General features: G+C 57.5%; 19 protein-coding genes. 7 read left to right on the forward strand and 12 right to left on the reverse strand.

From position 1 onward, the window contains the following. The 3 genes from tssD to DU29_RS0119315 form a co-directional block, all read right to left on the reverse strand. On the reverse strand, window positions 1-165 hold a 165-nt coding region (gene tssD, locus DU29_RS1000000131660), incomplete at its 3' end, for a type VI secretion system tube protein TssD (protein ID WP_033050698.1). A 537-nt stretch (window positions 166-702) separates the two neighbouring features. Then, entirely contained in the window at window positions 703-1,005 is a 303-nt protein-coding gene (locus tag DU29_RS0119310; RefSeq protein WP_028623155.1) for a putative quinol monooxygenase, read from the reverse strand. 66 nt (window positions 1,006-1,071) lie between these two features. Next, window positions 1,072-2,085, reverse strand: a complete 1,014-nt coding sequence (locus tag DU29_RS0119315; RefSeq protein WP_028623156.1) for an NADP-dependent oxidoreductase — start codon at window positions 2,083-2,085, stop codon at window positions 1,072-1,074. A gap of 125 nt (window positions 2,086-2,210) precedes the next feature. Between DU29_RS0119315 and DU29_RS0119320 the strand changes: the two genes are divergently transcribed. Continuing rightward, complete coding sequence (locus tag DU29_RS0119320) at window positions 2,211-3,077, forward strand: LysR substrate-binding domain-containing protein (protein WP_236645629.1); 867 nt, start codon at window positions 2,211-2,213, stop codon at window positions 3,075-3,077. 21 nt (window positions 3,078-3,098) lie between these two features. Here the strand turns inward: DU29_RS0119320 and DU29_RS0119325 are convergent, their stop codons facing one another. Next, window positions 3,099-3,992, reverse strand: a complete 894-nt coding sequence (locus DU29_RS0119325; protein ID WP_028623158.1) for a LysR family transcriptional regulator — start codon at window positions 3,990-3,992, stop codon at window positions 3,099-3,101. 195 nt (window positions 3,993-4,187) lie between these two features. Here DU29_RS0119325 and DU29_RS0119330 point away from each other — a divergent pair, with 195 nt between their 5' ends. Both DU29_RS0119330 and DU29_RS0119335 read left to right on the forward strand, forming a co-directional pair. Beyond that, entirely contained in the window at window positions 4,188-5,057 is an 870-nt protein-coding gene (locus DU29_RS0119330) for an SDR family oxidoreductase (RefSeq protein ID WP_028623159.1), read from the forward strand. Window positions 5,058-5,389: 332 nt separating this feature from the next. Then, window positions 5,390-5,806: an NUDIX hydrolase gene (locus tag DU29_RS0119335; protein WP_050483138.1), complete on the forward strand. Its 417-nt coding sequence runs from the start codon at window positions 5,390-5,392 to the stop codon at window positions 5,804-5,806. On the opposite strand, the gene DU29_RS01000000130195 is transcribed toward DU29_RS0119335, so the two are convergent. Beyond that, on the reverse strand, window positions 5,803-7,665 hold the full coding sequence (locus DU29_RS01000000130195) for a pyruvate kinase (protein ID WP_033050701.1): 1,863 nt from the start codon (window positions 7,663-7,665) through the stop codon (window positions 5,803-5,805). The genes DU29_RS0119335 and DU29_RS01000000130195 overlap by 4 nt on opposite strands. A gap of 722 nt (window positions 7,666-8,387) precedes the next feature. Here DU29_RS01000000130195 and DU29_RS0119345 point away from each other — a divergent pair. Beyond that, window positions 8,388-8,759, forward strand: a complete 372-nt coding sequence (locus DU29_RS0119345) for a colicin E3/pyocin S6 family cytotoxin (RefSeq protein ID WP_081832514.1) — start codon at window positions 8,388-8,390, stop codon at window positions 8,757-8,759. Between the two features lie 14 nt (window positions 8,760-8,773). Beyond that, a complete protein-coding gene (locus tag DU29_RS0119350) occupies window positions 8,774-9,013 on the forward strand; it encodes a pyocin S6 family toxin immunity protein (protein WP_028623162.1) in 240 nt (79 codons plus the stop codon). Between the two features lie 142 nt (window positions 9,014-9,155). On the opposite strand, the gene DU29_RS0119355 is transcribed toward DU29_RS0119350, so the two are convergent. The 7 genes from DU29_RS0119355 to DU29_RS0119385 all read right to left on the reverse strand — a co-directional run bounded on the left by DU29_RS0119355 (window position 9,156) and on the right by DU29_RS0119385 (window position 15,519). Beyond that, window positions 9,156-9,785 carry a hypothetical protein gene (locus DU29_RS0119355; protein ID WP_028623163.1) on the reverse strand — a complete coding sequence of 210 codons (630 nt, stop codon included), beginning with the start codon at window positions 9,783-9,785 and terminating at the stop codon, window positions 9,156-9,158. Then, window positions 9,785-10,483 carry a hypothetical protein gene (locus DU29_RS0119360; protein ID WP_028623164.1) on the reverse strand — a complete coding sequence of 233 codons (699 nt, stop codon included), beginning with the start codon at window positions 10,481-10,483 and terminating at the stop codon, window positions 9,785-9,787. The genes DU29_RS0119355 and DU29_RS0119360 overlap by 1 nt, the downstream gene beginning before the upstream one ends. A 96-nt stretch (window positions 10,484-10,579) precedes the next feature. Beyond that, window positions 10,580-11,341 (reverse strand): phosphate ABC transporter ATP-binding protein PstB, encoded by a 762-nt coding sequence (pstB, locus tag DU29_RS0119365; protein WP_050483139.1) that lies wholly within the window; start codon window positions 11,339-11,341, stop codon window positions 10,580-10,582. A gap of 76 nt (window positions 11,342-11,417) precedes the next feature. Further along, on the reverse strand, window positions 11,418-12,311 hold the full coding sequence (gene pstA, locus DU29_RS0119370; protein ID WP_028623166.1) for a phosphate ABC transporter permease PstA: 894 nt from the start codon (window positions 12,309-12,311) through the stop codon (window positions 11,418-11,420). Continuing rightward, window positions 12,311-13,276, reverse strand: a complete 966-nt coding sequence (gene pstC, locus DU29_RS0119375; protein WP_028623167.1) for a phosphate ABC transporter permease subunit PstC — start codon at window positions 13,274-13,276, stop codon at window positions 12,311-12,313. Before pstC ends, pstA begins: the two co-directional genes overlap by 1 nt. A gap of 75 nt (window positions 13,277-13,351) precedes the next feature. Further along, window positions 13,352-14,383, reverse strand: a complete 1,032-nt coding sequence (gene pstS, locus DU29_RS0119380; RefSeq protein ID WP_028623168.1) for a phosphate ABC transporter substrate-binding protein PstS — start codon at window positions 14,381-14,383, stop codon at window positions 13,352-13,354. Between the two features lie 233 nt (window positions 14,384-14,616). Further along, on the reverse strand, window positions 14,617-15,519 hold the full coding sequence (locus DU29_RS0119385) for a LysR substrate-binding domain-containing protein (protein WP_033050711.1): 903 nt from the start codon (window positions 15,517-15,519) through the stop codon (window positions 14,617-14,619). Window positions 15,520-15,752: 233 nt separating this feature from the next. Here DU29_RS0119385 and DU29_RS0119390 point away from each other — a divergent pair, with 233 nt between their 5' ends. Further along, window positions 15,753-16,649, forward strand: coding sequence for a DMT family transporter (locus DU29_RS0119390; RefSeq protein WP_050483145.1), 897 nt, complete (start codon window positions 15,753-15,755; stop codon window positions 16,647-16,649). Window positions 16,650-16,674: 25 nt separating this feature from the next. Beyond that, a complete protein-coding gene (locus DU29_RS0119395; protein ID WP_028623171.1) occupies window positions 16,675-17,466 on the forward strand; it encodes an NAD(P)H-dependent oxidoreductase in 792 nt (263 codons plus the stop codon). Window position 17,467 lies beyond the last annotated feature (1 nt).

A 17,467-nucleotide genomic window follows, 5' to 3' on the forward strand; every position in this document is an offset into this window, starting at 1 on the left:
TTGCGGGTCACGCGGGATGATCACGTCGTGGCTGAAAGCCTGAACCATGACCTGGTCTTCGTGACCTTCCTGATAGGTGTTGCCAACGGAGTCGGCGGTGAATGCGCCTGCAGTGATCAGGCCTTGTTTTTCGCCGGTTACCGACATGTACGCTGGTGTAGCCATGGGTGTGCTCCTTGCTGAATAAATAAGAGTGCCCGGGAGGCGAAATCGCCCGGTGGGTGCCTGACAGTTATCAAGGAGCGTGCCAGGTTCGGCGAAGTCCCCGGCGGGCGTTGGGTAAAGCTGCTCTGGCCTGCGAATGTGAGGGTTTTTTACTGGGGAGCGAGGGCAAAAGTGCGCAAGAAGTTGCGCAGTACTGCGCAACTTCTTGCGCACTTGGCTACAGGCCACGTGGCGTATGGTCTGTAGCGCTTCCGATGGGTGTTTTATTATGGGGTGCTGCGCAACTTCTTGCGCAGTATGGCTAAATGATGGCGCTTTCGTTTTCGAGCGCGACGGGTACTCGAAACCGGACTGAAAATCGCGCATTCACGTGAAATCCACATCTGCTGACGTGTCGATAAATGTCAGATTTAAACCAAGCTAGCAATGACCGGCAGCTATGGGTCGATTGCTGCCCGTCACGAAGGGCTGAAAACCACCCAAAGCGGTCCTTCAGTCCAACCATGAAGCGAAGCCCGTTCAAGGTTAGCTTCGTTGCTACTGCGTCATAAGATCCCGTTCGTTCAAAGCGTCGTACTTTCGGATATCGGCTCGCACCAACCCCTGCCATCGGTTTACGAACTGCACGGTGTCTACGGCATTGAGATGAGCGCTGAGGGCGGCTTGATCAGCCCAGCGCTCGGAAAGAATGAGTTTTCCGGATTGTGTGTCTTCTATGGCGGCGTCGTAGGAAATGTTCCCTTTACGTTTTCGTGTGTCGACAGCAAGGGTTTGAAACTCGGTTCGGAATCGCTCGATATGAGCGGACGAGATGTAGAGGTAGCCAGTCACTATGAGCATTTTTGCCATCCTTTCGGTGTAGGCCCCCGACTACCGAATTGCTCGGAAATCGGTGGCAGTGGTCACTCAGACGATAAGCACGATTTTGCCTTGAATGCTGCTTTGTGAAGCTCGGTGGTGCGCATCCGACGCCTGGGCGAGTGCAAACGTACTGTCGATCACCACGCGGACAGTGCCGTCATCCAATAAGCGGCCAGCCTCTGCCAGTTGGGGACCGTTGGAGCGCACCTGCGTTGAGGAAACGGTGATGCCCAGATCAGTTGCTTCTTTATGTCGGCAGAAACCCATGGGGTTGACCAGAAACAGGGCACCGCCTGGTTTGATGACGTTCAGAAAGCGTTCCATATTCGCGCCACCGACGGCATCAATCACCAGATCCACATCCTTTGCGACGTCTTCAACGGCCGTCTTTTTGTAATCGATGAATGCCTCAGCGCCTAGGTCGCGAAGCAGGCTCTCATGCTTACCGGAGGCGACCGCAATCACGCGTGCGCCTTTCCATTTGGCAACTTGCACCGCTAGATGCCCCACGCCACCGCCGGCACCATTTACCAAAACGGTCTTGCCTCGCAGCGGGACTGGCGCGTGTCGGAACGACTGAAATGGATTCGGCTCGTCATGCCCCAGGTCAATCAGAAACTGCCAGGCCGTGAGCAGCGACATGGGCGCACCCGCGGCCTGAACGTGGTTTATGCCGCTGGGTTTCAACGCTAACTCGGTCTCATGGATGCATATGTATTCGGCGTAGGCGCCGCTACCAGTCATCAGATCTCTCGGAAAACGCACCATTGCGTAGACTTCGTCGCCCACGCTGAAGCTGCCAGTTCCGTCGCCAACGGCTACAACCTCCCCGGATACATCTGTGCCCAAAACCAGCGGGAATGTTGGATTTGGCCACCACTCAGGTGGTAAAGCCCTATACCCGTCTCGCAGATAGAAGTCAGGCGGGTTGAGACTGGCTGCATGTACACGTACGAGCACTTCGCCGCGTTGGGCGACAGGTCTGGACGCATCCTCATAACGCAGCACTTCGGGACCGCCAAATTCGTGCAATTGCACCGCTTTCATCATGTCGTTCATCACAACCTCTTTAGTATCGATGGGGATGACTTAAGGTAACTGGCGGCAGCGAGGTTGATAATCAGGTTGGATTTCGTTTCAATGGTGCCATGAAGGAACCAATCGGATTCGAACGACTGAGCGGGATGATTGCATTCGCCCGGGCTGGCTCTCTGGGCAGCTACCGGGCTGCGGCCCGCTCGCTGTCCATTTCACCCTCGGCGATCAGTAAAAGTATCCAGCGGCTGGAACGTCATTTCGGCGTGTCGCTGTTCACCCGCACCACACGCTCGCTGACCCTCACAGTTGAAGGACGCGATATTCATGAGCGTGTGTTGCAGCTGTTGCGCCAGGCAGAAGAGATCGAGCAAGTAGCTAAATCAGCGCGATCCGAGCCTGCTGGCACGTTACGGATTGCGACGTCACTTCCCATCGGGATGCATATTATCGCGCCCGCCATCACCGAGTTTCGTAAACGCCACCCCAAGGTATTGATCGACCTGCGGCTAAGTGACCGGATTGTGGACCTGGTCGAGGAAGGCATTGATCTTGCGGTAAGGATCGGTGAGCTTTCGGACTCATCGCTCTTGTCCCGAAAGCTCTTGCCATACACGCTCTGTTGTTATGCCTCTCCAGACTATCTGGCCAGGTGCGGCACGCCCCGACATCCTGATGAACTGGCCGAGCACGAAACGGTGAACCTGCGTTATCAAAACTCCGGTCAAACCTTACGCTGGCCATTTCGCATCGCCGATAAGGAAATCGAAATAGTGCCGTCATCGCCTGTCGTCGTTGATGCAAGCGAGGCTATTCTGGCAGCGATGGCAGCGGGCGCGGGTATAGGCATAGCCGCGAGTTTCATGGCCGCTGCGAGGGTGAAGCGGCAAGAGTTAGTCCCGATCCTGGCCGAGTTCGCAGTGCAGAGGGACAACATCACGGCTATCTGGCCAGAGAGCCGTCGCACCAATCCAGCTGTGCGCGCTTTTCTCGATATGCTGATCGAACTTCGCTGAGGTCGGTTACGGTTCGGTGTGTCAGCTTGTGATAAAGCTTGTCAGTTCCTCTGGTCTGCCCGTGGGAAAAGCTTCTTTCAAATACTCGAGAAATACAGATACGCGGGCGCTCAATAACCGCCTTGATGGATAGAGCGTCCAAAGCGCGACTTCCGGCCCTTCTACATCCCCCCAGTGCACCATCTGTCCATTGAGCAGATCACCGGCTACCAGCGAAACGGGAAGGCGTGCGACCCCAACGCCTGCTCGGACTGCATCACGGACCATGAACATCGAAGACAGGCTCAGGACGGCTGCCACGTTTATCTGGGACCTGCCACCTGGCGTCGTGATATGCCACACCGGACTTCGGTCGCCTGCCCCTCGAACCACAGACGGTACAGCCACATCACCCTCGGGACGCACGAAGGCAGGACTGGCTACGACGACCAGTCGGTCACGCAGTAAGACGCGACCGATAAGGCTCTCGTCAGGCGCCGGATTGACCCGAATGATCAAGTCATACCCTTCCTCAATCATGTCGACAATGCGGTCCTCCGTGGTGACCTCTAATCGGACCTCCGGATATTTCAGTGCAAAGCCTGCGGCGAGCTTTCCCATCGCCGCCTGGGCAAAAAAGAGAGGCGCACTGATGCGCAGAGTGCCCCGTGGCCGCTCCCCACCTGAAGCGATGGCGGCAACGCTCTCGTCCAGTTCATTTAGCAACGCTGCCGTTCTTTCGAATAATGCTCGCCCTTCCTCTGTGAGCTTGAGTGCGCGCGTCCCGCGCTCGAACAGACGCAGCTCAAGGCTGCGCTCTAAATCTGCGACGCGACGCGACAACGTCGCCTTCGGTCGCCCGCTGGCACGTGCGGCGCGGCCGATCCCTCCATGACGAGCAACAAGATTGAAATCGGCGAGCGCGAGTAGGTCCACGGGTTTACCTATGAGGTGGCGGAGGCAGCGGGCGTTGCACAGACCTCTAGTCGCTTAACCCGACTGCGCGGCATGCTCAACGCTCGAAATTTGCTGTTCCATATGCGGAACACAGTGTGCAAATTTGAGGGCTATCGCAGCATTTTGTAAACACCGATATTAGCGCTGTCGTTCAAATCCCTACGGAGAATAACCATGACCATCCTCGTTACTGGCGCAACCGGCAGAGTCGGCCGCCAAGTTGTTGAACAACTCCTTAAACGTCATGCTGCCGTGCGCGTTCTCGTCCGCGACTCCTCCAAGGCTGACTTTCCGCCGCAGGTTGACGTGGTGCAAGGTGAGATGATGGACATTGACTCGCTGCGCCGCGCCTTCACCGATGTCTCCAGTTTCTTTCTGCTCAATGCGGTGGCTGCGGACGAGTTCACCCAGGCTCTGCTGGCGCTGAACATTGCTCGAGAAACGGGCGTGGAACGGGTCGTCTATCTCTCGGTCATTCATGCCGACCGCTTCGTGAATGTGCCGCACTTCGCGGTCAAGTCCGGTGCCGAACAGATGATCAAACAGATGGGCTTCAGTGCCACCATCCTGCGCCCGGCCTACTTCATCGACAATGAAGTGATGGTCAAGGACGCCATCTTTGAACACGGCATCTACCCGATGCCAATCGGCGGCAAGGGCATTGCCATGGTCGATGCCCGTGACATCGCAGAAGTGGCAGCCATTGAGCTGATGCGCCGCGACCAGGCACCGGGCAAGCTGCCGGTTGAAACCATCAACCTGGTAGGACCCGATACGCTGACCGGTTCAGATGTTGCCGCGATATGGACCGATGTGCTGGCACGTCCGGTCATTTACGGGGGTGACGATCCGAGCGGCTTTGAACAGACCGTGGCCAATTTCATGCCTAAGTGGATGGCCTATGAAATGCGCCTTATGGCCGAGCGTTTTGTCAGCGACGGGATGATCCCCGAGGCTGGCGATGTCCAGCGCCTGACCACGATCCTTGGGCGTGAACTGCATAGCTATCGAGACTTCGCCGCCCGTCTCGCCGGCGCGATCTAACTGAAAGTGCAGGGCGAACGCGGTCACAGAGCCCCTCGTTCCCCTGCACCACAGGCTACCTTTGAAAACAATACAGATTACCGGTTGCTTCAGGCTTTGGTCTGGCCACCGCTAACTACTTCCTCGAACGAGGGTGGAACTAATAAGGTTCATCGCCCAAACGGACCTCGAATCGTCCAGCGTCGAACGCCACCCTCCACGCAGGCAGCCACACGCTAAAACCAAAAAACCGCAGAAAAAACCTGACGGTCATCAATTCGACACCTTCAAGGCACACCATGGTCAACGGGTTACTTCGTGCTTGACCTGGTATCAAATGGAGGGCGCCGTTCATGGGTCATACGATCGCCGCAGCAAAGCAAAAGGATCTGAAAAGACGCGCCACGGTGATCTATCGGCGTGACGAGGAAATACTGTTCGTGCGCAAACGCCACGCGAAATGGAATTTGCCCGGTGGCCGCATCGAAGAAGGTGAGACGCCTCTTCAAGCCGCCCTGCGCGAGATGGTAGAGGAAACTGGACTGACCTTTAATCAGCTCTCCTATATCTCCGAATATGAAGACAGCAGGGTCACTCACTTTTTATTCGAAGCTTCGTTGGCAGGGCAGCCCAAGCCTCGCCCATGCAACGAAATCGATGACTGTCGCTGGTTCTCAACAAAAGACCTGGACAAGCGCAGTGTCCGAGGCTCCGTCAGGACATTGCTCAAGCATTGTCGGCTTGAGCCGGTGGTCGATCGGTCGGCTTAAGTTGATTGAACCGGTAGCTTTGCGACGCGCAGCTTTCTCAACATCGGGCGTTTCTTGTCATGATGGCTTTGCATGCGTTTGAGCAGGTCGTCCAGGGTATTAACGGCCTTGAGGATGAATGGCCCTTTGTTCAGCATCACGCATTCGGCCCGGATGCCCATGGCCGCGTCGGTGATTTCTGCTCGGGTAGGGGCGCCTGTCTTGGCCAGGGACTCAAGAACCTGCGTCGCCCAGATGACGGGGACATGCGCGGCCTCGCATAAGCACAGCATTTCTTCCTGCAGCTCGGCGGTGCGTTCAAATCCGGTTTCAACCGCGAGATCACCGCGGGCAATCATGACACCCAGCCGTGGACTCCTCATTCCGGCAAGCAGTAGCTGCGGAAGATTGTCGAAGCCCTGGCGGGTTTCAATTTTCAACACCACGCCTAAATGCTCGGCATCCAGGCGGTCCAGATGCTGGAAAAGTGCGAGCACATCGTCTGCTCGATTAACGAATGAAAGTTGCACGATGTCGGCGTGCCGGGCGGCAAATTCAAGCGCTGCGACGTCGTCGATACCCAACGCCTTCAGACCAAGATCCGTGTTCGGAAGATTGATGCCTTTGTCAGCCTTGAGCTTCACGCCGCCCGGTGCATGGAGAATTTCAATGTGCAGCGCATGGCTGCTTTTGGATAACACCTCGCCGCCGATTTTTCCATCGTCGAACCATATCGGGTCGCCCGGTTTCGCAGCCTGAAAGACCGCTTCCGATGTGCAGCTGATGTGTGCGTGCGTAATCACATTGCCTGCCTCGTCTAACGTCGCCGGAGCCCCTTCATCAGGGTCCAGGGTGAGCGTCAGAACGTCACCCTCGTGCAGCTTGATGGTCTGAGGCCTTGTGGGCACAGCGATGACTTTCCCCGAGCCCTTGCGACCGGCGGGATTTTGAAGTTTCAACTGCAGACCGGACATCAGATAGGTCGTCTTATCGAGCTCTACCAGAACACCTTGAGCCTGTTTTTCAATGACTCGCAGCGTGCGTCTGGAGAAGCGCGCATCACGGCATTTCAGCTGGTCACCTACCTCGATAGGCTCCAGCCAGTCAGCGGGTAACTGGATGGCATCAGACGCCTGAGCTGAGTCCGACGTCAGGTAAAGTCTTGCAGGTTTCAATACGTTGCCCGTTTCGTCACGGTGCGGCCGGATCTTGAGTATTGGCTTGCCGTCAGCAATAGGGCCGGTACGAAGCTTGGGCCCCGGCAGATCCATTGCCACCTGACAGGGTTTACGTAGCTTGAGGCTGGCCCGGCGCACGTGATCGATCATCGCCAGCCATTGCTCCGGCCCATCGTGCGCGCAGTTGATGCGTTGGCAGTTCATGCCCGCCGCGACCAGGCGTTCGACAAACTCATAATCAATGGCGGCTTCAGTCGGCATGGTGACCATGATGCGAACTGCTCTGTCGTGGTCGTGGCTACCGAAGAGCGCTTCGCCGTGTTCAACCAACGACCTTGTATTTTTCATCGCAGGCGTATTCGGCCCCTCGTTCCCGTTAGTCGCCGCATGTGAGCTCATCCGCTCAAGCACGTTAAGCACGCGGTCTATCGAGCCGAGGACATCGCGTTCGCACCGCCCAAGTGAAGATAAACCCAATGCCGTCAATTGAGCCTGCAATGGGCGAATGTCGTGGCGTCTGAGGGCCAGGTAATCGAGGAGGTTTGCAGCGCTGTCGCGATAGCTTGGATGGATGCGTGACAGATCAAAATGAGCAGCCGCTTCGCTGCCCATCTTTTTTCGCAAAGCCACCAAAGATTTCAGTGCGGCGTGCACTTCATTTTCGGCGTCTGCTAGCTGTCCTGAAGGGAGCGGGGTGGTCATGGCGTGCACTCGAGAGAACGGCGGGGCGCCTGTCTGCAATAGTGGTTCGCGTATATGACGTTTTTTTTACGATGATGGGCCGGGCGTCTGACGTATCTCACTGATGTGTTGCAGCACATTAATGAGCGGGAAAATGTCAGACGCATTGACGCTCAGGAAGAAAAAACTTCCGGCCGTTGCTGCACGGTTCCCACCGACCATTCTGTGCAGGTCCCGCATCCCGCGCATGACCTGCTGCGCGAAAACTAAAATTGCGAAGGTTTAGGAATAAAACCAAGACTTTCGGCATTCGTAGTCTCGACAGAGCTGAAACTTTAGGTTACCGAGCAAAATTGACCGACGTCCGTGTGAACCACAAGCTCCCCGGCTCGACATGAAGTGATACAGGGACTTGTCATGAACAAGGACAAAACAAAGCACCCTTTCGACGATAAATGGAGCCGGAATCTTCCGAATGGCGGCGCCTCTTGGGCTGCGTTTAATCCACCCCCTGAGCCAAAGCCAGTCGCCTACGTTCCAAAAGATGAATGGACCACACCCAAGCCTCGCGACGACCTGGTCTTTGCTAAGTCATGTGTGTCTCAAAACTGGTGCAGCACTGAGCCGGGCACGGCCACCGTCCCCGCCTCAGACTTTGGTAAGGTCATGCTAGTCGCGCCCATGCCTGTACCCTCGTCAATCGAAGCGGTTGGACTCGCGGTAGGCTTCGACGCGGTGCTGGGATCGACGGTTATCCGACTGGCGAGGACGTTGAAACCGACGACCGTATTCTTGTGTTCCCCGCAGACACCGGTCTCAGCTCGCTGTACCTGGTGTTCGCTCGACCTGTTGGCGGCGACCACAGCTATCACCCGCCCCCGAAGGGACTGACCGCCTTCCCTGATGCTGTGAAGGACAAGTCCAAGAACTCTGTAAAGGGCGGGGGCGGCTTGCGTAAACGCTGGAAAGATCGCAAGGGCCGGATCTATGAATGGCACTCTGAGAACGGTAGGGTTGAGCTATACGACAAGCAAGGCAAGCATCTCGGGGAGTTCGACCCCAAGACGGGAGAGCGGACGAAAGACGCTGAGCCAGGCAGAAAGACGCCAAAGTAATCCAGGGGAAAATCATGCACCTATGCATCACAGGTTTTTTAGCAGGCGACAGCGACGATACTTCGCTGAAATACGAGCTGGACGTGCACTCAAGCTTTGAAAAAGCTGTGTTGGAGGTAATGGGGTGGCAAAGCTTTGCAGAAAGCCCAGAAGGAGAATGGTTGCTAACTGGCGATCAGTCCGAGCGAATTGCGACCGTGATTAGTGAGCAGCTACCCCGCGATCTGGATCTCTTCATAGGCGTAGAAGCCTAACCATAAATGCCAGATTGCTCGCGATTCCTCATGAGCAGACTCCTCCACGCTTCAAGCCGCGCTGCGCGCGGCTCTGTCCGGACATTCCCCAAGTATTGTCGGCTGGAGTCGGGCGCTGGATCAGTCACCCTGAATGCCTGGATCAGGAAGAAAAAACTTCCGGACGTTGCTGCACGGTTCCGGTGTATCTGCGCGATTGTTGCCACGCCAGCTGTGCCTGAACATCAGCGGCAGCCTTCAAGACTTTCTGCGCCCAGTGTTCATCTTGCGGATCGACGACAACAACGCGAAAACCGTGATCATGGCCCTCGCTCCGAACGCCCTCGGAATCATCGACATGCAAGTCGATATCGAAGGCTGGCGGAAATTTCGAGGGGGAGTTTGCTAGCCCGTGAGCCTCAAGCGCACGGTTATGCACAACACTGTTGACCACACCGTCAACGTGGATCCCGTACAACATCAGCCAGCGGCGGATGTAAGCCGGCGTTCGCCCGGACGACGTGTAGACCCAGATGCTGCAGCCCTGGCGACGCAACTCTCGAGTCAGCGAGCGGGTGCCGAGACGCAGCGGCTCACCCAGCAAACGGTGAACAAAGGCTGGCAGTCGGCTTGGCTCGACGTCGCAGTGGTCCAGTTGGCAGGCCAGCGTGTCATCGATATCAAACGAAATGCGTACGCGCGGTGTCTGGCGCCTCAGCAGGGCGCGCTGAACGGCTTCGCCGGCACGGCTGAGCGAGGTCTGGAATTTGGCGAACACTGAAAAGTCGTTCATCAATGGCCTCCTTGATAAGCAGCGAGGGGCTCATCTTTGAGAAAAAACTTCATCGGGTCAGGTGCCTGTTCTTCCAGGAAATGTGCATATTTTTTCTTGATCTTGGGCAGCTCGTACAATGCCTTCACCCCGTGCTTGGCGGAGTTGCGTATCACCGATGAAGGGTTGAAGTAGCCCTCGGCGTTCTCCAGGCTCAACACGAACGGCGGCAAACCTGCGCGCATGAGCAAGTAGCTGACGATGAGCGAGCCACTGCGATTATTGCCTTCGATGAACAGTTGCGGCTTGCTAAGGATTCGTACATAGACGCCGGCCGCACGCTTCCAGACGGATTCGCTGTGATACGCGCAGTACCAGTTGTACAAGTCTTTCACCCCGCCCTCGACGTTGTTGAAGAAGTGCTCCTCGGTGGCCACCAGATGCTGAGCATATTCCAGTCGGCGCGCCGGGTCTCGCCCGCACAGCACGGTGGCATTGATCTCCAGCATCAGGTTGAGTTGCTGCAGGTCAAACAGGTCGACGCCACGTGCGACATAGTCGTCAACCAGCGCATAACCTTCCAGCATATTGTGTAGCACCTCGTCGGTCAGGGGATCACGCGGCTCGGTAAAGTGCTGGCTGAGCGCTGCAAAACGGCTCTGCACCTCACGCAATGCGCGTTCAATCGCTGGTAAATCAAGACGACGTGTTGCAGACATTGGCTTTCCTGAATAACGCTGGGTACTAAGGTAATGCGACCGTATGTCCGCCAGAGCCTGCCTGGCGGCATGCGGCCCTGAGCGGATGTGCGTTGATCAGCTGAACTTGCCGCTGATGTAATCGCCGGTCATTTGTTCGCGCGGGTTGTCGAAAATTTGTGCAGTCGGGCCCATCTCGACCAGATAACCAGTGCGCGTGCCCTGGGAAATATCCACCGAGAAAAAGGCCGTCGTGTCAGCGACGCGGATGGCTTGTTGCATGTTGTGCGTGACCAGGGCGATGGTGTAATCCTTTTTCAACTCGACCATCAATTCCTCGACCCGGCGGGTGGCGATCGGGTCGAGTGCCGAGCAGGGCTCATCCAGCAGCAGCACTTCTGGCTCGGTCGCGATGGCGCGGGCGATACACAGCCGTTGTTGCTGGCCGCCGGACAGGGACAGGCCGCTGACCTTGAGCTTGTCCTTGACCTCATCCCACAGCGCGGCGCCTTGCAGGGCGTGCTTGACGCGGTCGCCCAGATCGCCTTTGTAGCGATTGAGGCGCAGGCCGAAGGCGACGTTGTCAAAGATGCTCATCGAGAACGGATTCGGCTGTTGGAACACCATGCCGATGTAGCGGCGCACGACCACGGGATCTACACCCTTGCCATAAACGTCCTGGCCGAGGAAATGCACATGGCCCTCGAAGCGAAAGCCTTTGACCAGGTCATTCATGCGGTTGAGGCTGCGCAGCACGGTGCTTTTGCCGCAGCCCGACGGACCGATGAAACCGGTGATCTTGTTTTTTTCGATCGGCACGTGGCTGTCACGGACCGCCAGGAAATTGCCGTAGAAAATCTTGTCCAGCTTGCAGTCCATGACCACAGGTTCCTGGGTGACAAACGGAGCGGCTATTTGCGCAGATGATACGTTCAAGATTCAGGTGCTCCCGTTATCAATACTTGGGCTTGCCGAAAATACGGCTGACAATGTTCACGACCAATACGATCATCACCAACACCAGCGAGGCCGCCCATGCGAGCTCGAGCTGGTTGTCGAACGGCATACCGGAGAAGTTGTAAATCAGGACGGCAAGCGATGCCGTCGGATTCATGACCTCCAGGCTACCTTCGTGGTAGATCCAGTAATTGCTGAACAACGCGGTAAACAGCAGTGGGGCGGTTTCGCCTGCGGCGCGTGCCACGGCCAACATGACGCCGGTCAGGATGGCCGGCATGCCGGTGGGCAAAACGATTTTCCAGATCACCTGCGAGCGGGTGCAGCCCATGCCGTAGGCGGCGTCCTTCATGACCTTGGGCACCATCCTCATCGACTCTTCAGCGGTGAGCACAACGATCGGCAGCATCAGTACCGCCAGTGCAACGCCACCCGCCGGTGCCGAGTAGGTACCGGTGGTCATCACCACCAGGGCGTAGGCAAAAACCCCGGCCAGAATCGACGGCAGGCCCGTGAGCATCTTGGCGGCAAAGCGTGAAGCGTTGGCCAGTTTGCTGTCCGGCCCGAGTTCGGCCAGGAAGATCGCCGCCATGATGCCGACCGGCACCGCGATGGCTGCCGCGATGCCAACCATGACAAAGGTGCCCGCCATCGCGTTACCGAAACCGCCGCCCGTCTCGAATCCGGTCGGTGGCAGTTGGGTGAAAACTTCCAGGCTCAGGCGAGCACCGCCGCGCGTTATCAGCATGTAGAGCACGGAAATCAACGGCACGCTGGCTAACAGAGCGCCAGCCCAGACCAGCGTGGTCAGCACCAGGCTGCGCAGGGCGCGGCCTTCGAACTTGCGCTGCAGGCTTGGCATGGCGGTGATAGGGGAGGTGAGGTTAGTCATTATTTGGTACCACGTTGGGCATAAACCATGATCATGGAACCGAGGATGTTCACCAGCAGCGTGATCACCATCAGCACCAGCGCGGCGTACATCAACACTTCGATTTCGTTGGGGCCGGCTTCGGGGAAGTTCAGCGCCAGCAGGGCCGCCAGCGTGTTGGCCGGAGCAAACAGAGAAAGCGAAATGTTGTTCGCGTTGCCGACGAGCATGGCCAGGGCCATGGTTTCACCCAGTGCTCGGCCGAGGCCCAGGACCAGGGAGCCGAAGATGCCGGTGGCAGCGGAAGGCACCATGACCTTGAGAATCGCTTCCCAGTGGGTGGTGCCCATGCCATACGCGGCCTGTTTGGTTTTCATCGGTACGCCGGTGAGGGCGTCCTGGGAAACGGCGGCGATGGTCGGCAGAATCATGATGGCCAGTACCAGCGCGGCCGGGAGTAAACCCGGACCGCTCAAGGACGTGCCGAAAAACGGGATCCAGCCCAGTTCAGTGTTCAACCAGGTGGTCAGCGGCCGAATGGCCGGGATCACTACGTAAATCCCCCACAGCCCATAAACGACGCTGGGGATTGCCGCGAGTAATTCAACGATGGTGCGAAAGACGGCTGCCAGTTTCGCGGGCAGGAAATCCTGAGTCAGGAATATCGCCATGCTGACGCCAAAAAAGCCCGCGATCAGCAGCGCGATGAAAGCGCTGTAGAGCGTGCCCCAGATGGCCGGCAGGATGCCGTACTTGCCTTGGTTAACGTCCCAGACGCTGCCGAACAGCACGTCAAAACCGTGCTTTTCCATGCCTGGAAGTGCCTTGCGTCCCACCTCGAACACCAAGGCAAATACCACCGCCAGAATCAGTATCACACCAATTCGCGCAAGCGCACGGAAGGTGCGGTCAACCATGAAATCCTTGGTAGAGGGTGGTTGGCAGGCGGAGTCCGGGTTAACCGGTACGACAAAAGGTTGGTTCATGGGCTAATTCCGGAACAAGGGGGGGAACTCTCCCGGCGGGGCTGACAGCCCACACCGAGAGCGGCCTCACGAGCGTTACTGGATGTTGGCGGAAGCTTTGCGAACCTGGTCGACAACCGACGGCGGCAGAGGGATGTAGCCCATCGAGTCGGCGATTTTCTGACCTTCGGTCAGGCTGTACTCAACCATCTCGCGCATGGCTTTGGCCTTGGCCGGATTTTCATTCTTCTTGCGGAAGATCATCCAGGTGTAGGAAGTGATCGGGTACGACTTGGCACCGTCCGGATCCGGCAACCAGGCCACCAGGCTTTCCGGCATTTTCACCGCGGCCAGAGCCTCGGCACCGCTTTCTGCGTTAGGCACAACGTAGTGGCCGGCCTTGTTCTGCAGCTGGGCGAAGTCAACCTTGGCCAGTTTTGCAAAGCCGTACTCGATGTAGCCGATCGCGCCCGGGGTCTGGCGAACGGTGGCGGTCACACCATCGTTTTTCGGCGATTTGATGAATTTGTCGCTGGCTGGCCAGTTGACGGTGTTGCCTTCACCCAGCGCAGTTTTGAACTCTGGATTGATGGCCGCAACGTGCTTGGTGAACACCGCAGTAGTACCGCTGGAGTCTGCACGCACTACAACCGTGATCGGCATGTCAGGCAGCTTCAGCTCCGGGTTGGCCGCGACGATCTGCGGGTCGTTCCATTTAGTGATCTTGCCAAGGAAGATGTTGGAGTAAACATCGCGCGGCAGTTTCAGCCCTTTAGGGCTGCCTGGCAGGTTGTAGGCCAGGACAATCTCGCCCGCCGTCATTGGCAGCAGTTGCGCGCCTTCGGCAACCTTGGCGATGTCTTCGTCTTTCATCGCCGAGTCACTGGCGGCGAAATCGACGGTTTTGTTCAGGAAGTCCTGCACACCCGCGCCGCTGCCCTTGGATTGGTAATCCACGGTGACGCCAGCGGTTTTCTTGCTGAAATCCTTGAACCAGGTCAGGTAGATCGGGGCCGGAAAACTCGCGCCGGAGCCAGTCAGGCGCACGCTTTCTGCGGCAAAAGACACTGAGGTGGCACAAAGAGAAACCGTAATGGCCAGCGCTGCAGACTTCATCAAACTTTTCATCGAAGGAGTTCCATGTGATAACGGGCTCCCGAACTTTGCAACATTCTTGTTACGGTTTTATGAATGTGAGGTGGCGGCGATCGCCATTACCTTCGATTGTTGACCTTTGCCAGGTTTCAAACAGCAAAGCTCCCAACCAGTTATGGCCAGGGGCGGGGTGGGTCGGCGTCGTGCCGACACTGGCTGAGCGGTCGCTGCCTGGTTCCATGATGGGTGACGATAACTGAACCCGCTCACTCGCCAGGCTTGCTCTCCTGCACAGCGAGTTGCGCCGCATCACATAGCCATTGGCGAAATTGCGCAGCGGCGCCACCGAGCACGACATCCTGAGCTTGCACCAGGTAATAGCCTTTGCCCGTCTGCAAAACAGAATCGAATACCGGCATGAGTCGCCCTCGTTCGACATCTTCCTCGACCAGCCAGGGACTGGTCAGGACCAGCCCTTGGTCGCGACGCGCGGCATCGATTGCCAGCTCGGACTGATCGAACTTCATGCCGTTGCCAAACCCTTCGAAGGTCAATCCCACCGCTGCGAACCACTGAGGCCAGTAGGCGTGAGAGGTCGTATACAGGAATGTTGCAGTTGGCAACGCATCAAAGCTGTCCAGTACTTTCCGCTGAAAGTACGCCGGGCTGCAATAGACCCGCACCGCGTCTGGCAATAACAGCTGCGCCTGTACATCGCGAGCATTGCCATCGAAATGCCGCACCGCCAGATCGCATGTGGCGTCATTGAAATCCACTGGCTCGGTGGAAGCACTCAGATGCAATTGCAGTTCCGGATGGCTCTGGGTGAATGACGGCATCCGTTTGGCAAACCATGAATTGGCAAAGGCGGGTGGGAGGCTTAACCGAACCTGCCGATCACTGAGACTGCGCACGGCCCGGCTCGCTGTTTCCAGCTGTCGTAGTGCCGGTTTCACTTGCTCCCAATAGTTGAGTGCTTCGTTCGTGGGTTGCAGCTTGCGGACGCTGCGCACGAACAATGGTGTTCCCAGCCAGGCCTCCAGTTTTTTGATCTGCTGCCCGACCGCGCCGGGCGTCACGAATAACTGGCTGGCCGCGGTGCTGAAGCTGCCGGTGCGCATCACCGCGTCAAAACAGGCGATAGCTTTGAGGGGGGTATCAGCTCTCATGGCGCAGTTTTTCTCTTCCATAGCGTTAGAACACATCATTTGTAGCGGCTTGCGGACTTTCCCACAATGGATGCAGCGCGTTAAAGCACCCCACTTCCAAAATACGCCGAGGATCTGCCCATGCCCGTTGTACGTGTTACCTGGTTTGACGACAAAACCGCCGAGGACATGCTCTACCCATCATCGAGGGATCATCAGTGAGAACGCCGGTGGATGGTTTTGCGACGGCGATCATGCTGGTGCTGTGCGTTGTGTGGGGCGCTCAGCAGGTGGCGATGAAAGCGGTTGCCGGTGACATTTCGCCGATGATGCAAGTGGCTTTGCGCTCGGGAATCGCTGCCGTGCTGGTGTGGTTCATCGGCCAGTGGCTGATGCGCGAGGCGTGGTTGTCGCGCGTCTGGCATCGCTCCGGGCTGGTGGTGGGTGTTTTATTCGCAGCCGAATTCATGTTTATCGCCGAGGGCCTGCGCTGGACGAGTGCTTCGCACATGGCGGTTTTCCTCTACACGGCACCGTTGTTCGCCGCCATCGGCCTGCACCTGCGCTTGCCAGAAGAACGACTCGCCCCCGTGCAATGGATGGGAATGGCTTTGGCGTTCGCCGGCATTGCCGTCATCTTTCTTGCGCCGGGCGCGAAGGGCGCAGAACAAACCGGCACGGCCAGCACCTTTGGAGATTTGCTGGGGTTGTGCGCGGGCGCCTCGTGGGGGTTTACGACAGTAGCGGTTCGCACCAGCCGGCTAAGTGAAGCACCCGCAACCCAGACCCTTTTCTACCAACTGGCAGGGGCCTTTCTGCTGTTGCTGCCCTTGGCACTTTGGTCGGGCCAAAGCGTGATCCACTTCACCCCTCAAGCACTGGCCAGCATGGCTTTCCAGACCGTCATGGTATCGGTCACCAGCTACCTGATCTGGTTCTGGATGCTGCGCCGCTATCTGGCGGCTCGGCTGGGGGTGATGGCCTTCATGACTCCGCTGTTCGGCGTGGTGATGGGATATCTGTGGCTGGATGACCAGATAAGTCTCGGCTTCCTGCTCGGGGCAGGTCTGAGCGTTGCCGGACTGCTCGTGGTGAATCTCAGCAAAGCCGTCGGCCAGACCCAAGAAAATGTCCGCCGTGTCACATCGTGAAAATCCTCCAGGAGAAGATGCACCCATGAAAACCTTGATCGTATTTGCCCATCCCGAACCGCGTTCTTTCAATGGCGCTTTGAAGGACGTTGCAGCCAGGACACTCAGCAATCTCGGCCATGAGATCCAGGTGAGCGATCTCTACGCGATGGGCTGGAAGGCCGGACTCGATGGCGGCGATTTTACAGGGGAAAGAGCCGACCCAGACTATCTCGATCTATCGCGCGAACAAGAACATGCATTCGCCAATGACAGCCTCAGTAATGACGTCAAGCTGGAGCAAGCGAAGGTTGCCTGGGCGGATCTGGTGATCTTCCAGTTTCCCGTGTGGTGGTTTTCGATGCCAGCCATTCTCAAGGGTTGGGTGGACCGGGTACTGAGCCGCAGCTTTGCGTATTCCTCCGGGCACAAGTACGGATCAGGCTTGCTCAAAGGCAAGCGGGCCATGCTCTGCCTGACGACGGGGACGGCCAGCAGCCTGTATACGCCCAGCGGGGTCGACGGCGACTTGCATCATATTCTTTGGCCTATTCATAACGGCATCCTGGCCTATACCGGTTTTGCCGTCCTGCCGCCGTTCGCCGCCTGGATGCCCGCGCAGGTTTGCGAAACGGAACGTGAGCAATATTTGCGGGCATACGCCGAACGCTTGAGCAACCTTGATCAGGTCCAGCCGCTGTACTTCCATCCCCGTGAAGATTACGACGACAACCAGCAATTGAAGCCGGGTGTCAAGGCTCGCTCAGGCGTGCAGTGGAACCCGCGGGCGGAGCAGACGTTCGAGCAGGCTGCTGCGGCGTATTCCGAGCTGCAGTAAT

It is taken from the genome of Pseudomonas sp. Ant30-3, assembly GCF_000690905.1.
Lineage (GTDB): Bacteria > Pseudomonadota > Gammaproteobacteria > Pseudomonadales > Pseudomonadaceae > Aquipseudomonas.

What these genes read in the sequence shown, in the direction of transcription:
- pstA (WP_028623166.1), bottom strand. Translation starts at nt 12,311, where the DNA reads ATGACTAACCTCACCTCCCCTATCACCGCCATGCCAAGCCTGCAGCGC.
- DU29_RS0119360 (WP_028623164.1), bottom strand. Translation starts at nt 10,483, where the DNA reads ATGTCTGCAACACGTCGTCTTGATTTACCAGCGATTGAACGCGCATTG.
- DU29_RS0119385 (WP_033050711.1), bottom strand. Translation starts at nt 15,519, where the DNA reads ATGAGAGCTGATACCCCCCTCAAAGCTATCGCCTGTTTTGACGCGGTG.
- DU29_RS0119315 (WP_028623156.1), bottom strand. Translation starts at nt 2,085, where the DNA reads ATGAACGACATGATGAAAGCGGTGCAATTGCACGAATTTGGCGGTCCC.
- DU29_RS0119395 (WP_028623171.1), top strand. Translation starts at nt 16,675, where the DNA reads ATGAAAACCTTGATCGTATTTGCCCATCCCGAACCGCGTTCTTTCAAT.
- DU29_RS0119335 (WP_050483138.1), top strand. Translation starts at nt 5,390, where the DNA reads ATGGGTCATACGATCGCCGCAGCAAAGCAAAAGGATCTGAAAAGACGC.
- DU29_RS01000000130195 (WP_033050701.1), bottom strand. Translation starts at nt 7,665, where the DNA reads ATGACCACCCCGCTCCCTTCAGGACAGCTAGCAGACGCCGAAAATGAA.
- DU29_RS0119310 (WP_028623155.1), bottom strand. Translation starts at nt 1,005, where the DNA reads ATGCTCATAGTGACTGGCTACCTCTACATCTCGTCCGCTCATATCGAG.
- DU29_RS0119330 (WP_028623159.1), top strand. Translation starts at nt 4,188, where the DNA reads ATGACCATCCTCGTTACTGGCGCAACCGGCAGAGTCGGCCGCCAAGTT.
- pstS (WP_028623168.1), bottom strand. Translation starts at nt 14,383, where the DNA reads ATGAAAAGTTTGATGAAGTCTGCAGCGCTGGCCATTACGGTTTCTCTT.
- pstB (WP_050483139.1), bottom strand. Translation starts at nt 11,341, where the DNA reads ATGGACTGCAAGCTGGACAAGATTTTCTACGGCAATTTCCTGGCGGTC.
- DU29_RS0119355 (WP_028623163.1), bottom strand. Translation starts at nt 9,785, where the DNA reads ATGAACGACTTTTCAGTGTTCGCCAAATTCCAGACCTCGCTCAGCCGT.
- DU29_RS0119350 (WP_028623162.1), top strand. Translation starts at nt 8,774, where the DNA reads ATGCACCTATGCATCACAGGTTTTTTAGCAGGCGACAGCGACGATACT.
- pstC (WP_028623167.1), bottom strand. Translation starts at nt 13,276, where the DNA reads ATGAACCAACCTTTTGTCGTACCGGTTAACCCGGACTCCGCCTGCCAA.
- DU29_RS0119320 (WP_236645629.1), top strand. Translation starts at nt 2,211, where the DNA reads ATGATTGCATTCGCCCGGGCTGGCTCTCTGGGCAGCTACCGGGCTGCG.
- DU29_RS0119390 (WP_050483145.1), top strand. Translation starts at nt 15,753, where the DNA reads ATGCTGGTGCTGTGCGTTGTGTGGGGCGCTCAGCAGGTGGCGATGAAA.